This is a genomic window from Wolbachia endosymbiont of Listronotus oregonensis (assembly GCF_031205055.1).
In the GTDB taxonomy this organism is placed as follows: domain Bacteria; phylum Pseudomonadota; class Alphaproteobacteria; order Rickettsiales; family Anaplasmataceae; genus Wolbachia.
In genome coordinates this window covers 188,018-210,901 of sequence record NZ_CP102118.1, presented here as the reverse complement: position 1 = coordinate 210,901, position 22,884 = coordinate 188,018, and the positions used below count along the sequence as shown (strand labels likewise).

General features: G+C 35.9%; 22 protein-coding genes and 1 tRNA gene. 10 read left to right on the top strand and 13 right to left on the bottom strand.

What is annotated here, in order from left to right; translation table 11 throughout:
- Window positions 1–9: 9 nt before the first annotated feature.
- Window positions 10–1,173 carry a multidrug effflux MFS transporter gene (locus NMD99_RS01095; RefSeq protein WP_265016353.1) on the top strand — a complete coding sequence of 388 codons (1,164 nt, stop codon included), beginning with the start codon at window positions 10–12 and terminating at the stop codon, window positions 1,171–1,173.
- 28 nt (window positions 1,174–1,201) lie between these two features.
- On the opposite strand, the gene prfA is transcribed toward NMD99_RS01095, so the two are convergent.
- Window positions 1,202–2,281, bottom strand: coding sequence for a peptide chain release factor 1 (prfA, locus tag NMD99_RS01090; RefSeq protein WP_253308954.1), 1,080 nt, complete (start codon window positions 2,279–2,281; stop codon window positions 1,202–1,204).
- A 103-nt stretch (window positions 2,282–2,384) separates the two neighbouring features.
- Between prfA and yihA the strand changes: the two genes are divergently transcribed.
- Both yihA and argB read left to right on the top strand, forming a co-directional pair.
- Entirely contained in the window at window positions 2,385–2,981 is a 597-nt protein-coding gene (gene yihA / locus NMD99_RS01085; protein WP_373457554.1) for a ribosome biogenesis GTP-binding protein YihA/YsxC, read from the top strand.
- Window positions 2,982–2,985: 4 nt separating this feature from the next.
- The gene (argB, locus tag NMD99_RS01080) at window positions 2,986–3,897 is read left to right on the top strand and encodes an acetylglutamate kinase (RefSeq protein WP_253308952.1); all 912 of its coding nucleotides are present in this window, start codon (window positions 2,986–2,988) and stop codon (window positions 3,895–3,897) included.
- A gap of 429 nt (window positions 3,898–4,326) precedes the next feature.
- Here argB and NMD99_RS01075 read toward each other — a convergent pair whose 3' ends face one another.
- Complete coding sequence (locus NMD99_RS01075; RefSeq protein ID WP_309166368.1) at window positions 4,327–4,530, bottom strand: hypothetical protein; 204 nt, start codon at window positions 4,528–4,530, stop codon at window positions 4,327–4,329.
- Between the two features lie 265 nt (window positions 4,531–4,795).
- Here NMD99_RS01075 and NMD99_RS01070 point away from each other — a divergent pair, with 265 nt between their 5' ends.
- From NMD99_RS01070 to NMD99_RS01045, 6 genes are all read left to right on the top strand, one after another.
- Window positions 4,796–6,511: an ABC transporter ATP-binding protein gene (locus NMD99_RS01070; RefSeq protein ID WP_265016351.1), complete on the top strand. Its 1,716-nt coding sequence runs from the start codon at window positions 4,796–4,798 to the stop codon at window positions 6,509–6,511.
- A gap of 686 nt (window positions 6,512–7,197) precedes the next feature.
- The gene (locus NMD99_RS01065; RefSeq protein ID WP_309166366.1) at window positions 7,198–7,947 is read left to right on the top strand and encodes a hypothetical protein; all 750 of its coding nucleotides are present in this window, start codon (window positions 7,198–7,200) and stop codon (window positions 7,945–7,947) included.
- A gap of 76 nt (window positions 7,948–8,023) precedes the next feature.
- Window positions 8,024–9,439, top strand: coding sequence for a hypothetical protein (locus NMD99_RS01060; protein WP_309166365.1), 1,416 nt, complete (start codon window positions 8,024–8,026; stop codon window positions 9,437–9,439).
- A gap of 348 nt (window positions 9,440–9,787) precedes the next feature.
- Window positions 9,788–11,494, top strand: a complete 1,707-nt coding sequence (gene argS / locus NMD99_RS01055; RefSeq protein WP_253308947.1) for an arginine--tRNA ligase — start codon at window positions 9,788–9,790, stop codon at window positions 11,492–11,494.
- A 54-nt stretch (window positions 11,495–11,548) separates the two neighbouring features.
- Window positions 11,549–12,472, top strand: a complete 924-nt coding sequence (locus tag NMD99_RS01050; protein ID WP_309166364.1) for an ankyrin repeat domain-containing protein — start codon at window positions 11,549–11,551, stop codon at window positions 12,470–12,472.
- Window positions 12,473–12,486: 14 nt separating this feature from the next.
- Complete coding sequence (locus tag NMD99_RS01045) at window positions 12,487–12,684, top strand: hypothetical protein (protein WP_265017634.1); 198 nt, start codon at window positions 12,487–12,489, stop codon at window positions 12,682–12,684.
- Between the two features lie 137 nt (window positions 12,685–12,821).
- On the opposite strand, the gene NMD99_RS01040 is transcribed toward NMD99_RS01045, so the two are convergent.
- From NMD99_RS01040 to rpsD, 10 genes are all read right to left on the bottom strand, one after another.
- Entirely contained in the window at window positions 12,822–12,941 is a 120-nt protein-coding gene (locus tag NMD99_RS01040) for a WPE palindromic element domain-containing protein (protein ID WP_264688089.1), read from the bottom strand.
- 280 nt (window positions 12,942–13,221) lie between these two features.
- Entirely contained in the window at window positions 13,222–14,547 is a 1,326-nt protein-coding gene (locus NMD99_RS01035; protein ID WP_309165749.1) for an IS110 family RNA-guided transposase, read from the bottom strand.
- A 401-nt stretch (window positions 14,548–14,948) separates the two neighbouring features.
- The gene (locus NMD99_RS01030) at window positions 14,949–16,055 is read right to left on the bottom strand and encodes an FtsW/RodA/SpoVE family cell cycle protein (RefSeq protein ID WP_253308944.1); all 1,107 of its coding nucleotides are present in this window, start codon (window positions 16,053–16,055) and stop codon (window positions 14,949–14,951) included.
- On the bottom strand, window positions 16,052–16,768 hold the full coding sequence (gene ubiE / locus NMD99_RS01025) for a bifunctional demethylmenaquinone methyltransferase/2-methoxy-6-polyprenyl-1,4-benzoquinol methylase UbiE (protein ID WP_253308943.1): 717 nt from the start codon (window positions 16,766–16,768) through the stop codon (window positions 16,052–16,054). The genes NMD99_RS01030 and ubiE overlap by 4 nt, the downstream gene beginning before the upstream one ends.
- Window positions 16,769–16,828: 60 nt before the next feature.
- Window positions 16,829–17,692, bottom strand: coding sequence for a lipoyl synthase (gene lipA, locus NMD99_RS01020; protein ID WP_309166360.1), 864 nt, complete (start codon window positions 17,690–17,692; stop codon window positions 16,829–16,831).
- Entirely contained in the window at window positions 17,685–17,999 is a 315-nt protein-coding gene (rpmB, locus tag NMD99_RS01015) for a 50S ribosomal protein L28 (protein WP_006279619.1), read from the bottom strand. The genes lipA and rpmB overlap by 8 nt, the downstream gene beginning before the upstream one ends.
- Before the next feature lie 37 nt (window positions 18,000–18,036).
- On the bottom strand, window positions 18,037–18,378 hold the full coding sequence (locus NMD99_RS01010; protein WP_182182927.1) for a DciA family protein: 342 nt from the start codon (window positions 18,376–18,378) through the stop codon (window positions 18,037–18,039).
- 477 nt (window positions 18,379–18,855) lie between these two features.
- Window positions 18,856–19,050, bottom strand: a complete 195-nt coding sequence (gene iscX, locus NMD99_RS01005) for a Fe-S cluster assembly protein IscX (protein ID WP_253308941.1) — start codon at window positions 19,048–19,050, stop codon at window positions 18,856–18,858.
- A 30-nt stretch (window positions 19,051–19,080) separates the two neighbouring features.
- Window positions 19,081–19,167: transfer RNA gene (locus NMD99_RS01000), tRNA-Leu, on the bottom strand.
- Between the two features lie 10 nt (window positions 19,168–19,177).
- Complete coding sequence (rpsD, locus tag NMD99_RS00995; protein ID WP_265016347.1) at window positions 19,178–19,792, bottom strand: 30S ribosomal protein S4; 615 nt, start codon at window positions 19,790–19,792, stop codon at window positions 19,178–19,180.
- 113 nt (window positions 19,793–19,905) lie between these two features.
- On the opposite strand from rpsD, the gene NMD99_RS00990 reads away from it, so the two are divergent.
- Window positions 19,906–22,050 carry a transketolase family protein gene (locus NMD99_RS00990; RefSeq protein ID WP_309166330.1) on the top strand — a complete coding sequence of 715 codons (2,145 nt, stop codon included), beginning with the start codon at window positions 19,906–19,908 and terminating at the stop codon, window positions 22,048–22,050.
- A 692-nt stretch (window positions 22,051–22,742) separates the two neighbouring features.
- Here the strand turns inward: NMD99_RS00990 and NMD99_RS00985 are convergent.
- A complete protein-coding gene (locus NMD99_RS00985) occupies window positions 22,743–22,883 on the bottom strand; it encodes a hypothetical protein (protein ID WP_309166327.1) in 141 nt (46 codons plus the stop codon).
- Between the last annotated feature and the right edge of the window lies 1 nt (window position 22,884).

The window sequence follows — 22,884 nt, the reverse complement described above, 5'->3', positions numbered from 1 at the left end:
AAATTTCAAATGTTACTACCCTTTCTATTAATCCTGTCTCTAATTGCTAAGTTCATTGAAATTGACATTTCCGTACCTAGTTTTCCTGATATGGTGCACTATTTTAACGTATCAGAAGGCACAATTCAATTAACTATTGCTTATAATTTCCTAGGCTTTTGCATAGGAGGGTTGTTTTTTGGTCCATTGTCTGAATGCTATGGCAGAAGAAGGATTATGATCATAGGTAACACTTTGTTATTAATCGGCGCTGTTGGTTGTGTTTTTGCACCGTCGATTTTTTGGCTTTTAATTTCTCGCTTTGTTCAGGGCATTGGTGTTAGCACATCTGTAGTTGTGTTTGCAATCGTTGCAGACAGCTACAAAGGCGACGAAGCGGTGAAATTTATTGGAATCATGAATTCTGTTCTTACAGTTGTCATGGCAATTGCGCCAGTGTTAGGCAGTTTCATTAATGAAATTGTAGGATGGCGTGGTAATTATGCAACTGTTGCAATACTTTGTTTGATCTCTTGGGTTTTGCTGCTTTTTCTGTTACCAGAAACAAAAAAGGATCGCGATGCTTTCAGTTTGAAAAAAATAATGAAAGATTACAGAAAACTACTATCTAGTCCGAGGTTTGTTACGTTGTCTTTAATGTCAAGCCTCTTTTCTGCTGCGTATATGTCATTCATTACTTGTGGACCTTTTTTGTATATGGAGACTTTTGGTTTATCTAGCACTATTTATGCACTACATCAAGGTGCAATAGTTGGGTGCTTCTCACTCATTAGTCTATTTGCTGGCAAAATCTTACAGAAACTTGGAGCAATATGGTGTGTAATTTCTGGTACGAGCGTGGGTGCTATTGGGTCTCTATTGCTTGTAATATTCAGTATAATTGTACCCCACTCTTTCTACTTAGTAACACTGTCTATGATTATTTTTTCTATCGGTTGTGCAATTTGCCAGCCAGTGATTTTTAATGCATCAATAAATGTTTTCCCTGAAATTAAAGGCACAGCTTCTTCTGCAGTCTCGTTCATTAGAGCTTTTATCATGGCTATTTTTATCGGCTTAACAAGCTACGTTTACAACGGTCAAGCAATTAGTGTAGCTGTTCTTGTTCTATCCGCGATAGTACTAGAACTTGTTTTTACTGCCTGTTTATTGTTTTTAAAAGATCCGGTATAATTAATGATCTTTTTACAGATGTGAGCGATTAACTTTCCCCGGCCAATCTTTCTGCTTCATTACGTGAAATTAATGCCTCAATAAATTCATCTAGTTCACCTTCTTTTATAATCTGCTCTAGCCGATGTGAAGTTAGATTAATTCTGTGGTCTGTTATTCTTGATTGTGGAAAATTATATGTTCTTATGCGCTCGGAACGATCACCAGAGCCAATCTGACTTTTTCTCATTGTTGACCTTTCCATTTCTTTTTTTTGTCTTTCAATTTCGTATAGCCTTGCCCTCAATACTTTAAGCGCTTTAGCTTTATTTTTGTGCTGCGATTTTTCATCTTGCTGTATTACAATTATCCCTGTTGGCAAGTGGGTGACCCTTACTGCGCTGTCAGTTGTATTCACTGATTGCCCTCCAGGACCACTGGATCTATAAACATCTATTCGTAAGTCTTTTTCTTCTATTTTAAAGTCAACTTCTTCTACTTCAGGTAATATCGCAACAGTAGCGGCAGAGGTATGTAACCTTCCTGAGGATTCAGTTTCTGGCACTCTCTGTACTCTGTGTGCTCCTGATTCAAATTTCAACCTTGCAAAAACTTCTGTTCCATTAATGAGTGCAGAAGCTTCCTTATAGCCACCTATACCTGTATTAGAAATGCTTATTGGCTCGAACTTCCAATTTCTTCTTTCTGCATATTTTTGATACATACGAAATAACATTGCTGCAAATAATGCTGCTTCTTCTCCTCCTGTACCTGCTCTGATTTCCAATATTGCATTTCTTAAGTCATCTTCATCTTTAGGCAATAATGCTAACTTTAGTTTTGCTTTTACTTTTGGTAATAATACCTTGTGCTTTTCGAAAAATTCTTCTTTTGCTAACTCTTTTATATCACCTTCGCTGTTTTCATCTTTCATTATTTCCTCTAAGTCTGAAATTTCCTCTTTCAGCGTGTTATATTCATCAATTATCTTGATTATTGGCCTGAGCTCAGAGTATTCCTTTGAAAGAGTAATGAATTCTTTTTGACTTAAATTGGCAGGGTTTTCCAAGTTCCTTTCTATATCACTAAATTTTTTCTTTAAGTCTTGTAAATTATTCTCTATATTCATATAGCACAGATCTAGTATTTTAACTAAGTAATATATACTGAAATAAAAAATTTCTTATATCAAGCAATAACACTATAATATATCTACTACCTTCTACTTGAATATAATGGCAAGACAGATAACATCAAGCTGCAATTTCATATTTGGAGCTTCGGACATGAAATCATTACCAGATGAGTCGGCTCCAGAGATTGCGTTTGCTGGTAGATCAAATGTAGGAAAATCCAGTCTGATCAACTTACTGATAAACAGCAAAAAAGCTGCCAGAGTTTCCTCTAAACCTGGATGTACTAGACAAATAAATTTTTACTCTATGTACAATGATAAATTCAGACTTGTTGACCTACCAGGGTATGGTTATTCTCATGCAGGTAAGGAGGAAATTATACAATATTTAAACTTAATTGAGTATTATCTAATTCAAAGAAAAAATCTAAGAAGAGTGTTTGTGTTGATAGATAGCAAGGTAGGATTAAAAGAAATAGACAAAGACTTCATTTATTGGTTAATATATAATAATATTAACTTTAACGTTGTGCTAACAAAAATAGATAAAGTGAGTCAAAAAAGCCTAGATGCCATTCTAGAAGATACTCAAAAATGGATTAATAATGAGAATGTGTCAATTCATCAAATAAGCATCCGTATTAAGCATAAAATAACCAAGGTAAGAGATGAGTTTTTCAAGTTTACAAGATAAAAAAATGAAGAGTAGTGAATTTTTAAAGGGTGAAGTATCATTTGAACAAAAAGCAGAAATATTACTTGAAGTGTTATCTAACATACCTAGCTTTGTGGGTGAAACTTTTGTCATTAAATGTGGCAGCGTAACGATCTCAGATGAAACACTATTCTATACTTTTGTGCATAATGTTGTCTTATTAAAGCAGCTTGGTATAAATCCGGTGATAGTTCATGACGGAGAATATGAAATTAACTCAGTGTTAAAAATGCTGGGTATGGACAGTAAGTTTGTGAATGGTATCAGACTTACAGACAAAGACACTATAAAAATCATTGAAATGGCACTGTGTGGTTCAGTTAATAAAAAAATTGTTCAGCATATAAATTCTGCTGGTGGTTCAGCTATTGGATTATGTGGAAAAGACGGCAACTTAATAAAAGCTGAAAAGATAAGCGCTACGCTTAAGGAAGACAGATCAAATAACATCGAAAAAATACTAGACATGGGATTCATCGGTAGGCCCACTGAAATCAATCCTGATATATTATTTTTTATTGAAGAATCAGATTTTATACCAGTTATTGCACCAATTGGTCATGGAAAAAATGGGGAAACATATCATATTGATGCCGATAGCACTGCAAGCACAATTGCAATTGCAGTTTCTGCATCTAAAATGATAACCTTTAGCGATACAGGTGAAGAAATAGATAAAATTGGTGGCAGGAAGATATCTGTTAAAAATTTAAATGCATCGATTGATTGTGGCAAAATTCAAGGAGAAAAATTTATTAGAAGGCTTATGGCATATACTAAAATGGTAGAGGAATGTGCTGGAGTTGTTCACATAGTTGATGGTAGAATACCTAACATTATGCTTGATTTATTTACTGAGAATAATTCAAGCATATCAATTGTGAGTGATTTATAACTAGACAACTACACGAATAGACTTCTTGCATAACCATATGACGAACTTTTCTTGGGAATAGAAACGAAAAAACTTACTTGACAAACTCCGCCGGCCCCCTTATTATGACAATAAGGGTATTTATGACTCAAAACTTGTTTTTGACCTGCAGGCTCAATGACAAAATTCAGTAAAAAACTTAGGGTATTTTTTGACGGATTACATAAAATTATAGCGGCTGCATGTCTTTTAAATTTTTTCTACATTCAGCCAAAACGCGCTTAAACTAAGCGTCAGCACATTATTACAGCGCCACTTACAGTAATATAGAGTCAAAACTCGCACCACGGGAGTTCTTTGCCTTTTTTTTCATTTGGTAAATTTCTTAATGTTTGTAGCTAAAAGAGCCCAAGAGAGGTGTCATCCCGCTGCTTGTTAGCGGGATCTATGTTAAGAGATACCGCGAATGAATCGCGGTATGACGTAGGAATGAATCGCGGTATGACGTAGGACTGCTGTCATCCCAGTGCCCAGACACTGGGATCCAGTTTTCCATATAATCTCATCGAAAATGTTGTAACCACTTTCTATGCTAGTTTGCTTGCTTACAAGCAAACTTTTCTGGATCCCAGTGTCTGGGCACTGGGATGACAAAAAAGGGGCTACTCGGATGACAAAGAAATAGGCACTGGGATGACGAGAAAGGAGTACTGGGATGACACCTACGCACGCTCACTTTGTCATTCCAGCGTGTGACCAGAAAAAACATAGACCCCAAGTGTCAGCTACTTGAACAACATCACTTTGCTTAAAAATTGCAACGTTTGTACACGGTATGACGTTAGCTATTGTGCTACACCTTTCCCCTTTCCCCTGAAACTAAAATCTATATACTTAACTTTAGAAACTTCAAAATACGATGCGATCTAATATTAGAGAGTTATTTTGCTATATAAAGCCTAATCTATCTTATTTCATCATAGCTTTTATTGCAGTTTTATTTTCAGCCTTAACGATCCTCCTCTTTGGCAGAGGCTTAAGCAACATAATTGATTCTGGCACAGAGCACGATTTTACTACCAAACTATTAGTTGCAATACTTATAGTTTTAGCCATTTCTCTCACTGCATTTACTCGGTTATATTTCATTGGCATTGGCAGCGAGAAAGTTATCGCAAGAATCAGATATGACTTATATAGCAGTATCACTGACTTGCAACCAAGTTTCTTTGAGAACACAGGCGTACAAGATGTTATCTCAGCACTCATTACTGATACCTCTGCGCTGCAATCAATAATAAATAGCAGCCTACTCACCATATTGCGAAATTTTGTAATATTAATTGGCAGTGTTGCCATGTTATTATATACAAATCTGCACCTAACTGCGTATGCAGCCGCAATAGTACCTATACTACTCATTATCATGACCTCACTTGGAAAAAAAGTGCGTAGCTATGCACGCTTTGCCCAGGATAAATTAAGTGAGCTTGCGTCATTTAGTGAGGAAAACTTTCGATCTATAGTGACTATCAAGTCGTTTGTACTCGAAGAAAATGAAAAAATCCGTTTTCAAGAGTATTTAAACTCAGTATCAAAATCATACGTAAAATTAGTACTCTTGCGTGCTATTTTAGTAACTCTAGTTATCACGTGTGTGATAGGTTCACTAGTTGTTTTGCTCTTTTTTGGTATTAAAGAAGTCTTAAGCAATAATATAACTATTGGAGAACTCTCCTCATTTGTGTTTTATTCAGCGCTTGCGGCAGGAGCTATAAATAATTTGAGCGATAATATCAGTGATTTACAACGAGGTCTTGGAATAGTAGAGCGTTTATTTGAATTTAAAAATATGAAAAGCTCTATAGCAGATGCCAATGATCCTATAAAAATTTGTAGTGTTCAAAAAGGAATTTCGTTTAATGGCGTGACATTTTTTTATGAATCTCAGTCTGATAAGCCAGCGTTAAATAACATATCATTTTCTATAAAGGCAGGTCAAGTAGTATCAATTGTTGGACCATCTGGCAGTGGTAAAAGCACCATTTTAAAACTTCTGCTCCGTTTTCATGATCCAAGCAGAGGCAGCATTACTATCGATGGGCACAATATTAAGTCAATTGCGTTAAATGACCTCAGATTGTTGTTTGGCTTAGTGCCACAAGATAACATAATATTCTCTTGCTCAATAATGGAAAATATACTATATGGCAAACCTGGTGCTGAATATGAAGAAGTGAAGCAAGCAGCTATCAGCGCTTATGCGATGGAATTTATTGATAAGCTGCCTGATAAATTTGATACATTTGTAGGAAAAAGAGGATTAAAACTTTCTGAAGGACAAAAACAACGTATTATAATAGCAAGAGCCATACTCAAAAACCCTCAGGTTTTAATACTGGATGAAGCAACCTCTGCCCTTGATTATAAAAGTGAGAACCTCGTGCAAAAAGCATTAAGCAAGTTAATGCAAAACAGAACAACGATCGTAATTACACACAGACTATCAACTGCACTTAAAACTGACAAGATTATAGTAATTAATCACGGAAAAGTAGAAGAAGTAGGGACTCATGACTCCCTAATAAGTAAAGACGGGTTGTATGCAAAACTGGCGAAGATACAGTGGAATTGAAAGAAAATTTACATCATATCGTTAGTTGATATGCTAGATTTATAATTAAAGTTATTAAATTTTTAATCATTTTAATTTATAATAATCTTATAGTATTTTTTTAAGGATCATTATGACTTATCATTACAGTAATTTACCAAAACTACCATGTACGGGTTATAATTTGCCAGCTTTACCAGCACCAGTATCGAACTGTGCACAAGCTTGTGCACCTGCATACGCACCTTGTGCTACTAATTCGTGCCACAATCATTTTAACTCATATCATAACTATTATGACACATGTTATAATCCTTGTGATGAATTTGGGTTTCTTTATTAGAAGATTGTTTTTAAACAACTCATAAACGCACGTCTAGCTATACGTGCTTCCAAGAGCACATGGTTTCCCATGTGCTTCACATTTTGCTTGAAAATATAATAAACAGGTGCTTACTTGTTATTCACAGTAACCATATATTACAATTTATTTCAGCAACACGACTAATTTGACTACTGACAGCTTCTTCTTGGAATCTTATCATTATTCTACCATAGTAAAACTTTTAACTCTAATATCTGCTACATTAAAGTCGTATTTTGAAATGTACTGTAAGTTTGTATATGCTAATTTTAGCCTCAAAATTATTAAATCATTAACTTTTTTATCCTATAATAATCTAATAGTTATTTTTTAAAGGATTCTTATGAATTATAATTTTTCCTCATCTCCACGTGTTGGTTCATGTATTCCTACGCGCACAGCTTGCACAACTGACCCACGGTACCATCATAATTTTGATCCACATTGTCATAACCACTTTAACCCACATTGCCATGACCACTTTGATCCGTGTTATGATAGACTCGAATTAAATATACAGCTTCCTGATATAAAAATACCTCCTCGTCCTGAGGTAAAATGTCCTGAGGTAAAATGTCCTGATGTAAAATGTCCTGAGGTAAAAATACCTCCTTGTCCTGAGGTAAAATGTCCTGAGGTAAAATGTCCTGAGGTAAAAATACCTCCTTGTCCTGAGGTAAAATGTCCTGATGTAAAATGTCCTGAGGTAAAAATACCTCCTTGTCCTGAGGTAAAATGTCCTGATGTAGAAATACCTCCTTGTCCTGAGTGTCCTGCTTGTCCAGAACCTAAAAAACCAATTGACTTTTCAAAACTTACAATAGCAGTTGACGCAACTTCTGGAGAGATTAAAGATGCCATTACTAAGAAAACTAGTGGCTTAAAATTTGCAGACTGTAAAGAAATTATAGATAAAACTGACAACAACCTTGAAATTGATCCAGACAATCGTCTCAAAGGAGGATGTGATAGCAATTCTGAATGCAAAGCTTGTGTGGATGCGATAAATGCTTCTATAATAGACTCACGCAAAGAACCAGCATTTTTTTCTGAAAAAATGTCAGTACCAGAAGATACTGTTCATATTATATAAAGGCAACCAAGGTGTGTACATTGTTAGTACACACCCCCATTTTATGTTAATTCTTATTTATTAATGGAGCTATTTTATGTTAAAAAACACTTTTCCTTATTCAAATTATAAGCATGCAAGTCATGTACGTCAACTGCCACGTATGTTAAAAATTAATTTACATACAAAGCTAGATGATTGTAAAGACCCTAAGTCCGAGATTGATGATAAGACTAAGAATGAACTGAAAGAAAAGATTAAAAATGAACTAGAGAAAGATCTTAAGTTTGAGATTGATGATAAGACTAAGAATGAACTGAAAGAAAAGATTAAAAATGAACTAGAGAAAGATCTTAAATTTGAGATTGATGATAAGACTAAGAATGAACTGAAAGAAAAGATTAAAAATGAACTAGAGAAAGATCTTAAATTTGAGATTGATGATAAGACTAAGAATGAACTGAAAGAAAAGATTAAAAATGAACTAGAGGAAGATCTTAATTGTGAGATTGATGATAAGACTAAGGATGAAATAAAAGAAAAGATTAAAAATGAACTAGAGAAAGATCTTAAATTTGAGATTGATGATAAGACTAAGGATGAAATAAAAGAAAAGATTAAAAATGAACTAGAGGAAGATCTTAATTGTGAGATTGATGATAAGACTAAGGATGAAATAAAAGAAAAGATTAAAAATGAACTAGAGAAAGATCTTAATTGTGAGATTGATGATAAGACTAAGGGTGAATTGATAAAGGAAGTAGAAAAAAAAATAGACAAAGAATTAAAGGTAAAGTTAAATTGTGACATATTAAAAACGTGTAACCTTGAAGAGAAAACTAAAGAAATAATTGATGATGGTGGGTGTAACCGAAAAGGATGTGAAAACAGCAAAAAAGATGGTAACTATATTGACGTAAGTAACGATGGTAAGCTTTATATAAGAGAGGCAATAAATAAATTATACCCTGACTTAAGTGCAGACATTATTGACAAGATTAAAACTAATGATTATTATGTAAAACAATTTGGTATAACGGCAACTGACTGCAATAAGAATGGCATGGAATACCCTTTTATCACTTGGAGAGGAACTATGAATTCATGGTGCGTTACTATTCCTTCGAATAGTACTTGCAAAGAATCTTATAATATACGCCAAGTTGGTAACAAAGATCATTGGCCTGATTGGTATGCATCTTGTAAGAATGACATGTTTTCTGACAATAGTTATTTAGTTAACACAAGAGCATATTACTACCCTGACAGTATTGACAGAGGCAAGCCAGTGGTGGTGCTCTCTCAAAGTCAATCACTGATGATTGCTGACAAGAAAACAGATAGACTTGTAAGAAAAGATGGAACAATAAGTAATAAAACTTTTGATGAATGCAGAGCATTTTTTGATCAGAAGGAAAGAATAACTGATTGTACAGAAGGTGGCAGAGATTGTGAATTGTGCAAAGAAGTAATTTGGGATTCTTCGGAGGTAGTGCCAGTGTTTTTTATATAAATGATATTTTGAACAGGGAATGGTATAAGCTTATACGATTTTGATACATGTGCCATTAAAGAAAAGACTGCAAGATTAGGCTTTTGCATAACCATATGAAAAACCAATAGCCCATTCTTCTTTGTCATTCCAGCGTTACGCGTTGGAATGACAGGGCTATAGGTGTCATCCAAGTAGCTGACACGGAGCAACACGTCATACCACCGCGGCCGCTAACGGGTAGCGGAATGACAGTTCTTCAAATTGTCGGTAAACCTAAGTCACTTTAGCTATAGATTACATCAGATAACCCTTCAACTCCTTCCATTTATCCACTATACTGCTACAAGTCTTATAGCTTTTTAGTTAATGAACATTTTCAAACAGGTTTCCTCTCTAATTTCCAGCAAATTAAATGAGTTGAAGCAAAGGGGTGTCATAAATACAAGTGCGGCAAATTTTATTGTAGAGCCTCCAAGCAATAGAGCGCATGGAGATATTTACACAAACGTTGCCATGGTGCTTGCAAAGCATGAAAAGAGGAATTCAGTTGAGATTGCAGGGATCTTAGCAAGAGAATTTAAACCTTTTGATGAAGTTGCAAAAGTGGAAATAGCAGGCCCTGGTTTCATCAACATGCACTTAAAAATAGAAGTATGGCATGGAATTTTAAAACAAATAAATGAGCTAAAAACAGAGTTTGGCACCCTAGATATAGGGAACAATCAGGCCATCAATGTTGAATTTGTATCGGCAAATCCAACTGGTCCACTGCATATTGGTCATGCAAGAGGAGCAGTATTTGGTGACGTTTTGGCAAATTTATTGAAAAAAGTTGGTTATAAAGTTACTAAGGAATACTATATTAATGATGCTGGAGCGCAGATAGATACACTAATAAAGTCAGTATATTTGCGGTATAAGGAAGCTCTGGGAGAAAAAATCAGCATTGAAAAAGGTTTATACCCAGGTGAATATTTAAAACCGATAGGGAATGGGCTGGCCAAAAAATATGGCAAGGAGCTTCTAGAAAAGCAAGATAATCAGGTGATTAGGGAATATACTTTAAGTTCTATCTTAGAAATCATAAAGGAAGACATGAACTTACTTGGGGTAAGTCATGATGTTTTTACTTCAGAGTATGAGCTACAAAAAAGTGGCAAAATTGAAGAGAGTATAAAGATATTGTCTGACAAGGGTTTGGTGCATGAAGGGTACCTGGAGAAACCAAAAGGCAAAGAAAGTGAAAACTGGACTTCCAGAAAAGAAATGTTATTTCGCTCTACAAAATTTGGTGATGACGTTGACCGCGCATTGAAGAAAGAGGACGGCAGTTGGACTTATTTTGCCTCAGATATCGCTTACCATTTTGATAAGATATCACGTGGTTTTAATAATATGATAGTAGCAGTCGGTAGTGATCATAGTGGTTATATCAAAAGGCTAAAAGCAGTTGTCTCTGCACTAAGTGATGATCAAGCAAAAATAGAGGTAAAACTGCATAATATTGTGAATTTTTTCGAGAATGGCAAACCTGTTAAGATGTCCAAAAGATCAGGAAACTTCCTCACAGCAAGAGATGTAGTGGAAGAAGTTGGCAGGGACATAACTCGTTTTATAATGTTAACACGCAAGAATGATATGGTCTTGGACTTTGATTTTGCTAAAGTTAAAGAACAGTCAAAAGACAACCCTATTTTTTACGTGCAATATGCGCATGCTCGTGCTCATTCGTTAATGCGTAATGCTCCAAAAGAGCTCCCAACAGCAGACCCTTCACTTTTAAAGACAGATGGGGAGCTCTTCCTCATAAAAACCTTAGCAAAGTGGCCAAATGTGATAGAAACAGCGGCAAGGCTTTATGAGCCACACAGAATTACTTTCTACTTACTTGAAGTTGCAGAAGCGTTTCACGTTTTATGGGGGTATGGCAAGAGTGATTTAAACATGCGGTTCATACTGGAAGACAACTTAAACCTCACCGCTGCAAGAATGTTCCTTGTACAAGCCTTAGCACACGTCATCGCTTCTGGACTTTCTATCTTCAATATAGAGCCTTTGGAAGAAATGAGTTGATTTTTTTGCCATAATACATGATAATTAAAATATTATTGAAGTAGGGGTAAAATTATGACAATGAACTATGAGCAGTGGAAAAGAATGTTAAGCGCAGTTGATAAGGAGGAAGGCTTAAGTAAAGACAACGTAATTGACAAAATAAAAGAGGAATTAAAGAAATATCCAGAAGAATATAAGAAATGGGAAGAAGCTGGTTTTGATGTAGATTACCTATTTGAAATTGAAGATGATACATTAGATGATACATTAATAGCATATGATCGATTTATGTTATTGCATTCAGCTGCTAAAAATGGTCATGCAGATGTAGTAAATGCTCTAATACAAAACGGAGCAAATGTTAATGCAGAAGATAATTTTAAAAGTACTCCTCTACATAATGCTGCTAGAAATGGTCATATAGATACAGTAAAAGTTCTAATAGCAAAAAGAGCAGATGTTAATGCAGAAGATAATTTTAAAAGTACTCCTCTACATAATGCTGCTAGAAATGGTCATATAGATACAGTAAAAGTTCTAATAGCAAAAAGAGCAGATGTTAATGCAAAAGATATAGATGGATACACTCCTTTACATTTGGCTGCTAGAAATGGTCATGTAGACACAGTGAAAGTTCTAATAGCAAAAGGAACAGATGTTAATGCAAAAGATCAAGATGGATGGACTCCTTTACATTTGGCTGCTTACAAGTGTCATATAGATATAGTAAAAGTTCTATTAAAAAAAGGAGCAGATCTTTTATTAAAGAATAATTCTGGAAAAACTCCAAGAGATTTAGCTAGAACTGGTGATATAAAGAAGCTTCTGGAAGAAGAAGAAAAACAGCTAAAAAAACTAAACGAAGAAAAAAACGATTTACCGCAAGATAAGGATGATAATAAGGATACAACACCTCTTCTGGAAGAAACAGAAAAAAACAACCTACATCAGCGATTAAAAAAGGTGTTTTTGCAGGTGGTGCAGTCGCAGTATTAGGCACTGCTGTAGCAGTGGCACTTTTTGTAACCGGAACGGTTGCAGTTGAGTTAATACCTATAGTAACAGCAGTGGTTGCAATTGCAGCAGCAGCACTAGCAGTTGGTGGTATCACATATATGATGTTAAAACCTAGTACTAAAGTAGAAGAAGTGAAAGAAGAACAAGGCCCACCAAATGAGCAGAAAATATATGCAGGGTATTTTATGTAATCCTATTGCTTGACAATATGGTCTAATTGTTATCTAGATTCCAGTGTCACGCGTTAGAATAACAAGTGGAGTGTCTGTAGGTGTCATTCTAGTCTGGAATCCAGTTTTCTTTACAAATTCACCAAAAGTGCTTCATTCTATAACGCAAAACCCATACTCACCAAACCCAATGCATTACTTGCAATTAAGTTTCCTGGATCCCAGTGTCTGGGCACTGGGATGACAAGAAAGAGGCTACTTGGATGACACCCTGACAACCTTCATCCCGCTACGTGTTAGCGGGATCTAGAGATACCGTGACGGTATGACGTAGGACTGCTGTCATCCCGCTACGTGTTAGCGCCACGCACAACTGTACGAACGTTGTAGTTTGGGCCACCAGTGGGCAGTGCCCAGACACTGGTTCTATGCAACTTAATTAAAAACGTTTGTTTTAGCGTAAGACAACTACCTTTAGCTCATCAGCTCAGTTATAAGCAAAATTTCTGGATTCCAGACTGGAATGACACCATTTGCTTCTAAGAAACTTCCCATTAGTTATTCCTGTTGAACTAAGATATAACCGAATTCCTGTGCCTTTTTGATTAAATTTTTTACAACTTTCTCTTTGTAACGTGTTTCATAATAATCTATTCCTCTTTCTACATATTCTTGTCCATACTTCAACATACTATAAAAGATACATGCTAATTTCCTTGCCGTAGCAGTAATCGCTTTTGGTGCACCTAGTCGTTTTTTTAACCTTCTACAATATGCACCTATTCCGCTATTGCTTCTTGATACACAGTGAGCAGCCATTCGAAATGCATTCGCGGCACGATTAATGACTTTACGTGTTCTTGTGCTAAACACTTTTTCCCCTGTAATTTTATTAGCAGGGCTTAGCCCCAACCACGAAGTAAAATGCTTTTCTGATCGCCATTTATTATAGTTAATACCAACTTCCGAAATGATAGTTTGTACAGTTAGTATATCCAATCCAGGAATTTTGGTAAAATCTATACCAGTTACTCGATATAATTCTTCATGCAAAGCAAAGTTTGGTTTACTTTTTCTGTGCTTATTTTTCTCTTCACCTAACTTTTTACTCTCATCAGACTTTGTCTCAAATGTTTTATAATATTCTTCAATGCTCCTGTCACATTCTGCTACTTTTTCCTGATAAATATTATATAGCTCAAATTCTTGCTTTAATGTAAATAGGTGTTCTTTTCTATAGTTTCCTGCTAATGCTTTTGCAATAACAGATTTATCACTTTTTATTCGTCCATCTCTTAGTTCAGCCAATTTTTCAGGATTATTCTCACCATCTATTATTGCTTTAATAATTTGCATTCCAGTTACACCAGTTGTATCGCTTATAACTTTATGTAGTTGAATATTCATTTGTGTTAGCGCTTTTTGCATACGCAAAGTATGTGTAGAAGCATTTTCAATTAAATTTTTACGTTGCCGAACATAACTACGCAATACACACATTTGATCATCTGGCCTAAATGACCCTTGGAGTAACCCGTAACTGTGTAGTTGTTGAATCCATTGACAATCTTGCACATCTGATTTTCTCCCAGGTACATTTTTAACATGTTTTGCGTTTACCAGTTTTACTTCAAATCCGTGTGATTCAAGTACTTGAAACAAAGGAATCCAGTACACTCCTGTTGACTCCATGGCTACTGTATTAACTTTACATTTTTTCAACCATTTTGCTATGTTGTAGAGATCTTCCGTAAAGCAGCTAAATTTTTGTATACGTTGTTCATCGCTTCCTTCGGGTACACATACATAATGTACAGCCGAGCCAACATCGATTCCTGCTGCATTAGGATTCGTTATCTCTAATTTACTTTTGAACTTTGCCATTTTTAATCTCCATTATATAATAATCCATAATTGAGAAGTGCTTAAGCTTGGGACGATTGAGTTATACATTCTTCTAATCGAGGTAGCCCAAAAGGCTCCATCAGTGGTTCGACCGTTCCTCCAAAGCCACGCTGTCCTACGGGCACTTAAGGCACCATTGCACAGTTCGGCTATAACTGCAAAAAGCTCTTCTCTACAAAATTATACATAAAATTTGCCATACACTCAGCTAGGAAGTTTCTTTTTGGTTTGACAGGTTTTATCTGTCCGGCGCTGTCTTCAAAAATGAATGTTTGTACAGCTATGCATAACTCTTTCAGATTTCATAATATCTCTTGCCACTCATCTGAACAGATACCCATTTTGGAGGGATACCAATAATAGTTGTGAGCGGGTGACCACTAGTCCACAAGCATAACACGCTCACGAAACTTTAATGCGATAGCTTGATTTCTACTGAAAGACAGCATTATGCCAAGTGCGATGCTCGAAGATAAAAGAGAAGAACCACCATAGCTAAGTAGTGGCAGGGTTATGCCGGTGGTGGGAAAAACACTCAATGTTACCCCTGTGTTTATTATGAATTGTGTGATGAATTGAATTGAGATACCAAGAATCACCAATAGATTGAATAATTCATTTTCTCTATATGCAACGTAAAGCAAGCGGGCGGAAATGATGCCAAATAACATCAATGTGGCTAAGCACGTAATCAAACCAAATTCTTCTGCTAAAACAGAAAACACAAAATCTGTATGACAATCAGGAAGAGAGGTTTTTACGCTACCTTCACCAGGTCCAACTCCAGTTAATTGACCTCTTTTGAATGCTTCTAATGATTTTGTGACTTGAAAGTTATCGCGTTGCGTAAAAAAGACAAAATTGTAAATCCTTTGCTTTATATGTGGGAGGCATAAGTAAGCTATTGTAGTTCCAGTTGTGGCCATTCCTATTATGCATAGAAAGTATAAAAGTGGTATACATGCAATAAACATTTGACCAATAAAAGAATATGTTAAAAGCATGGACATACTGAAATCAGGTTGCAAAAGTAACAACACAAAAACTAACAGAAATATTATGATTGATATGTGCATTTTAAACTTCATTCCGCTGGCTAAGATACTAGCTATAACAACAGAAAAAAATGGCCTTACGAACTCAGATGGTTGAACTGAAATTTTGACAATATGTAACCATCGTTTCGCACCTTTTACCTCTATACCAAGTATTATCGCAACTGCCACTAAAATAGTAAATAAAATGAAACCTGCGAATGAGAGGTTAAGTATAGTTCTTGTGTTGAGAAAAGAAAATGTCACCAGGGTAATTAGTGACAGGACTATATAAATTGTATGGCGCCGTATAAAATAATCTTGTGGTAAAGAAAGACGCTGCGCAATTACAGGGCTTGCTGAATAAACAAGAATGAAGCTTATAGTGAGCAAAAAAAACACTGGAAGGATGAGATAATAATCCAGCGTTCTATACCAGAATTTAATATTCATTTTGTTCCAATGTGTAATGCCACTATTCCATAGCTCATATTATGAAACTCAACATTCTTAAAGCCTACCTCTTCAATTTCCATTTTAAAATCAGCCTGAGTTGGAAACTCTCTAATGCTCTTCACTAAATATTCATAAGAACTCCTGTCTTTAGCAACTATGCTGCCAATTTTAGGAATTACTTTAAATGAATATAAGTCATAAAGTTTGGTAAATATCTCATTTTGATAGTGCATAGGGGCAAATTCTAAGCAGATAAATTTCCCATGTGGTTTTAATACCCTGTGCGCCTCATTTAAAGCCTTCTTGCGGTCAGAAACATTTCGAATGCCAAAAGCTATTGTGCAATAATCAAATTCGGAGTCTTCAAATGGTAAACTTTCTGCATTCGCACATACCCAATCAAAATTAATTTGGTTTGAATTTATAGCTTTATCACGTCCTCTGCTTAGCATATTTTGATTTATGTCACATACTGTAACCTTAGCACTTGGCTCTTTTCTTACTATTCTTATTGCTATATCTCCAGTTCCTCCAGCAATATCTAAAATCTTAGAGTTTTTTGTAAAATGCACACTATTTACCATCTTATCTTTCCATAATCTGTGCATTCCGAGGCTCATTATATCATTCATGGTGTCGTAGCGACTTGCCACGGAATCGAATACCTCTTTAACTAATTGTGATTTCTTCTCGATTTTTATAGTAGACATTACGTAAAGTCGCTCAACTCCTTTATAATTAGTAAAAATTAATTTGAATTAACACAAATGTCAACGACAGGCCTTGAGCCTGTTGAAATCTTCTTCAGCGTGGTATGATGACCGAGTTAGTGGGCTTGATGCAACCACTAAGAAACCTTTGGAGTAAGCAACGTATTTATAATGCTCAAATTCCTCTGGGGTAACATACCTATCAAGTTTTGCATGTTTTGGAGTTGGTTGTAGATATTGACCAATTGTAATAAAATCAACCTCAGCACTGCGCAAATCGTCCATAACCTGAAGTATTTCCTCTTTTGTTTCTCCAAGACCAACCATAAGCCCTGACTTTGTGAAAACTTTAGGATTAATCTGCTTTACCATCTTCAACAAATATAGTGAATGAAAATAGCGAGCTCGTGGTCTTATTTTTGCATACAATCTCGGCACTGTTTCAATATTGTGGTTATAGACATCAGGTGATGCAACAGCAATTGCTTCAAATGCTCCTTTCTTATTTAAAAAATCAGGAGTTAAAATCTCTATTGTTGTTTCTGAAGTTATCTTTCTAATTTCTTCTATGCACTGTATAAACTGATTTGCGCCACCATCTGGTAAATCATCACGATCAACAGAGGTAATGACAACATGTTTTAAGTTTAACTTTTTTATCGCTTTTGCTAAATTTTCTGGCTCATGAGGGCCTAGTTTATCAGGAATGCCAGTTGCAACGTTGCAAAATGCACAAGCACGAGTACAAACAGAACCAAGAATCATCACAGTAGCATGACGTTTATTCCAACATTCACCAATATTTGGACATGCAGCTTCTTCACATACCGTATGTAAGTTATGCAGTTTAACGATGTTTAAAGTTTCATTGAATACTTCACCGGTCGGAGCTTTTGCTCTGAGCCATTGAGGTTTGCTATGCATCTGAAACGGCTAACTCTACCTCTTGCTTTACTAAAACTTTTTTCAACCTTCTTTTTATCTTCTGCGCTTTTTCACTTAGTTTAATCGTTCTTGTGTTGAGCAAAAAAGCATCTAAATCACCTTTGTAATCTATAGTTCTCAAAGTTCTTGTTGCCACACGAAATCTAAACTTTTTATTCAATATATCACTTGTCAACGTAACCTTATGTAAATTTAAAAGAAAGGTACGCTTTGTTTTACGATTCGAATGTGATACCTTATTACCAAAAGATTTTTTTCTATTTGTTAATTCACAAACTCTACTCACTTCAATATACCAAATTATTCTATGTACTTAGATTACCTTATATAGTCAAATAGTCAATACTCTCTTGCTTAATTTTTATACCATATACTGCTTTGTAGCCAAAAAATATCGTAATTTTTTCTATTATAAGAGAAATCATATGCTGAATTTCTAATGCTTTACTGCCATTTGTTACTACTAGATGCAATACACCAGAATTTACATTCTGTGCATATGAGATCTTTTTCGGTTTTGTACACTCTGCTATTTCTTTCCCTACTATATTTCGCCAGTTTAAAATCAGACGTATTTCATTTTTGCTAATCTTATTTTTCATGCATTTTAATGCGTAATTTTCAATTATAGACTTTAATTTTTTTGGACCGCTACGTTTGAGCATTTTTCTGTTTTGTTTCTAGTATAACTAAATAAGTAAGGTTTACTACTACATTGGATTTCCTCAGTGCCAAATCCAAGTAGCTAACACTGGGATGACAACCTTCTAACTACTTTACAAACCTCTAGCCTCACACCGTAAAAAGCAGTATTTTTATGTAAAATTTATCTCAACGTAGCACTTGTCAGGCAAGTCGTAATCACGTTCCATCCAAAAATTTTTGTGCTGCCATCTTTGCCTCATAATTAACCTTCTAGCTGTTTTAATTGTAATTAGTTAAATTATTATTAACCTGAGTGAATTTTAAATTAGATTTAAAAAGTACAGTATTGTCTAAAATGAATGATATACGGTGTCCGAATTTTAGACTCCTTCTTTTTTGTTGTCATCCCAGTACTTGATACTGGGATCCATTTTTCTTTTTTTCTGGATTCCAGCGTCACGCGCTAACTTTTAATAGCGATAGTTATTTCTTATTTGTTAAGATCTTTCCTCAATCCAAGCTGCTTGAATGGCTTCGAGTATTTTCTCGTTACAGCGTTTTTCATCATCATCAAATTCCTCTAAACTCAAGACCTTTTTTTTAAGCTCAGTGAATCTGATATTAATTATATTCTCATCTGGAAATTTTTCCTCTAGAGCTTCTACAATATCTTCTATATCAAGCCATTTCATACTTTTTTGTATTTATCTGCTAAGTTAAATTGGTGCCCATGGGGAGACTTGAACTCCCAAGGTCGCAAAACCCACGGATTTTAAGTCCGCTGCGTCTACCGATTCCGCCACACGGGCTTTTTTTTATCTATCTAGAGTAAAACTCTACTACTAAATTGACTTCCATGTCTGCTGAATAAGGAACCTCAGAATATTGAGGTGACCTCAAATACTTCACTGAATGCTCTTTACTATCTGTCTCTAAATAATCCGGAGCCTTGCGCTCTTGTTTTTGTTCAGCCTCTACTACTACAGGGATTTTTGCTGCCCTTTCTCTTATTTTTATTATATCACCTGGTTTCACTCGATAACTCGATATGTTGACCACCTTATCATTAACTGTAACGTGCTTATGAGATATGAGCTGCTTCGCTGCATAAATTGTTGGCACAAGACCAGAGTGGTATAAAACAGAACTGAGCCTTGATTCTAAAATACCGATAAAATTATCAGCCGTATAACCCCTTCTGTTATAAGCATCTAAAAATGTACGTCTGAGCTGCTTACTTGAAATCGCATAGTAAAACTTAAATTTCTTATGCGCAGCAAACTGCTTACCAAAGTCGGATAACTTCTTGAATCCAAGAATACCATGTTGACCTGGAGGGTATTTCCTTTTGTTTACTGGGTCTTTAGCTCTACCCCATAAATTTACACCAAGTCTACGGCTAATCCTATACTTTCTAGTGATAACAGTTGTCATATAAAAACTCTCACGATTTAACTTTAGATTATTAAGGATTTTAGCATTCAGTGTCAACTTGTTTTTGCTGATATAATCTTTTATACTTCATTTTTAAGTTTTTCTATTAACACATGAATCATTCACATTTGGAATCTATGGCAAACGCCATCCGTTTTTTATCAATTGATGCAGTACAAAAAGCAAACTCTGGACACCCAGGTATGCCACTTGGCATGGCAGATGTTGCAACTGTTTTGTTTGCTAAATATCTGAATCATAATCCTGATGATTCTAAATGGTTCAATAGAGATCGCTTTGTTTTATCAAACGGTCATGGGTCAATGTTACTATACTCAATATTATATTTGACAGGTTATACTAGCATAGATGAGCTAAAAAACTTTAGGCAAATGGGATCCAAGACCCCAGGTCATCCAGAGTTTGGCTTGACTTCCGGGGTAGAGGCAACAACAGGCCCGCTCGGTCAGGGGTTTGCCGCTGCTGTTGGCATGGCACTTGCTGAATCAATCCTTAAAAAGCAATTCAGAATCAATCACTACACTTACGTAATGCTAGGGGATGGCTGTCTTATGGAAGGAATAAGCCATGAAGCAGCATCACTTGCTGGGCATCTTAAATTGAATAAATTAATAGCCCTTTTTGATGATAATGATATCTCTATAGATGGCGCTACTTGCCTTTCCTGCTCTGATGATGTAGAGAAACGCTTCTTAGCGTATGGATGGAATGTTGACAAAATTGATGGCCATGATTTTGATGCCATATCCCTTGCAATAGAGCAAGCAAAAAAGTCTGATAAACCTACAATGATCTGCTGCAAAACTATTATCGGAAAATTTTCAAGCCGTGCTGGCACATCCTCTTCTCACAGTGGTGCTTTTTCGGAGGAAGACATCAAACAGATGAGAGAGAAATTAAACTGGAATTACGAGCCATTCCATGTGCCAGAAGATGTGAAAAACGCCTGGAAGAAAACTGTTGAGAGAGCAAGGCAAAATTACAATTCATTGTCATTCCAGCATGTGACCAGTGAAGAAGAAAAAGAATGGATCCCAGTGTCAAGCACTGGGATGACAGAAGAGAATGCTGGGATGACAGGATATCATGCAGAACTTCAAAGGCGACTAGATGAGCGTCTGCCAGATAACAGCAATTCGGTGTCATTCCAGTGCTTGACACTGGAATCCAGTGAAAATAAAGAACTTCAAAGACGGCTAGATAAACGTCTACCAGACAATATCGATAATGTTTTGGCTAACTTGAAGAAACAAATACACGAGACAATGCCAAACGAAGCTACACGTTCTTCTTTCGGCATGGTAATGGAACTTTTAACACAACATATGCCGGAATTAATCGGCGGTTCTGCTGATCTTACTGGGTCAAATTGCACTAAATATAAGCACATGCAGGTAATAGATAGTAATAATTATAGTGGTTCTTATGTCCACTATGGAGTGAGAGAACACGCTATGGCAGCATGTATGAATGGTATGGCACTTCACGGCGCGATTCTTCCTTATGGTGGCACTTTTTTGGTATTTTCCGACTACTGTCGTCCTGCTATACGTCTTTCAGCTTTGATGAAACAGCAGGTTATCTATGTGATGACTCATGACTCAATTGGAGTGGGAGAAGATGGCCCAACTCACCAACCAATAGAGCATTTAGCCTCTCTTCGTGCTATACCAAATCTATATGTTTTTAGGCCAGCCGATGCAGTTGAAACTCTAGAGTGTGTTAGCATTGCACTCGAAAAAAAAGAATCACCTGCACTGTTTGCGCTCTCAAGGCAAAACGTAAGTTACATGCGCAAATTCTATTTTGATATCGATCAATCTGCTAATCTATCGAAGTTTGGTGCATATGTTTTGTGTGAATGTTCAAAAGAATTAAAAGTGACAATATTTGCTACGGGGTCCGAGGTTGAAATTGCAGTTGAAGCAAGGGAGAAATTGCAGGAAAAGGGTATAGGTACAAGGGTTGTTTCTATGCCATGCTGGAGACTTTTTGATGAGCAAAGTGATGAATATAAAGCGGCAATATTAAATAATGACAGCATCAAAGTTGCAATTGAAGCTGGAAGTGAAATGGGTTGGCATAAATATATAGGTTCAAACGGTATATTTATTGGCATGAAAAGCTTTGGAGAATCAGCACCTTATAAAACACTTTATGAGCATTTTAATATCAGCGCTGATCACGTAGTAAAATGTGTGTGTGAATTTTATCATTCCACTGTATATATTCAATAGAAACCACTTGACAAACTCTGCCAGCCCCTTTATCATGAAACTGAAGGTATTCAGTTATCTTCATCTGTGCAGATTAAACAGCAAGAAAACAACGTAGTTGGCGTCTTATTTTTAATTTTTTGCACTATGTGCACCTTATGTCTTCACAACATTTCTAGGTTTTTACCTACACAAGCTGAAACGCGCTTATAAGTCGTTTAAGACAGTATAGTACGCCAATTTGCAGGATTAGAGAGTGACAACTAGCTAACACGGGATTTCTTTGCCTTTTTTTCTGCTTAGTAAATTTCTTAAACATTTAAACAAAGGTGAGTTGCATTTAAAAGCAGCTAAATTGCAGTGTTTAAGACTTAAAAAACGCCAATACTGAAAGTAGACAATGACTAGGGCTTCTTTTGCCTTTTTTTTCGTTTGGTAAATTTCTTAACGTTTGTAGCTAAAGTAACTTAGGTTCACCGACAACCGTCATCCCGCTACTTGTTAGCGGGATCTATGCTAAGAGATACCGCGGCGGTATGACGTAGGACTGCTGTCATTCCAGTGCCAGCTACTTTCATGACATCATCATAAAGTAAAATGAGATCCCAGTGTCACGCACTGGGATGACAGGAGAAGGTACTGGGATCTAGCCTTTATTATTTGGTTGAAATTAAGTCTTCTGGATCCCAATGTCAGCTACTTTCATGACATCATCATAAAGTAAAATGAGATCCCAGTGTCACGCACTGGGATGACAGGAGAAGGTACTGGGATGACACCGTCATAAAGGAACCAGTGCCTGGGCACTGCCCTCTTGGATGGAAACCAGTGTCAGCTACTTGGATGCATCCCACC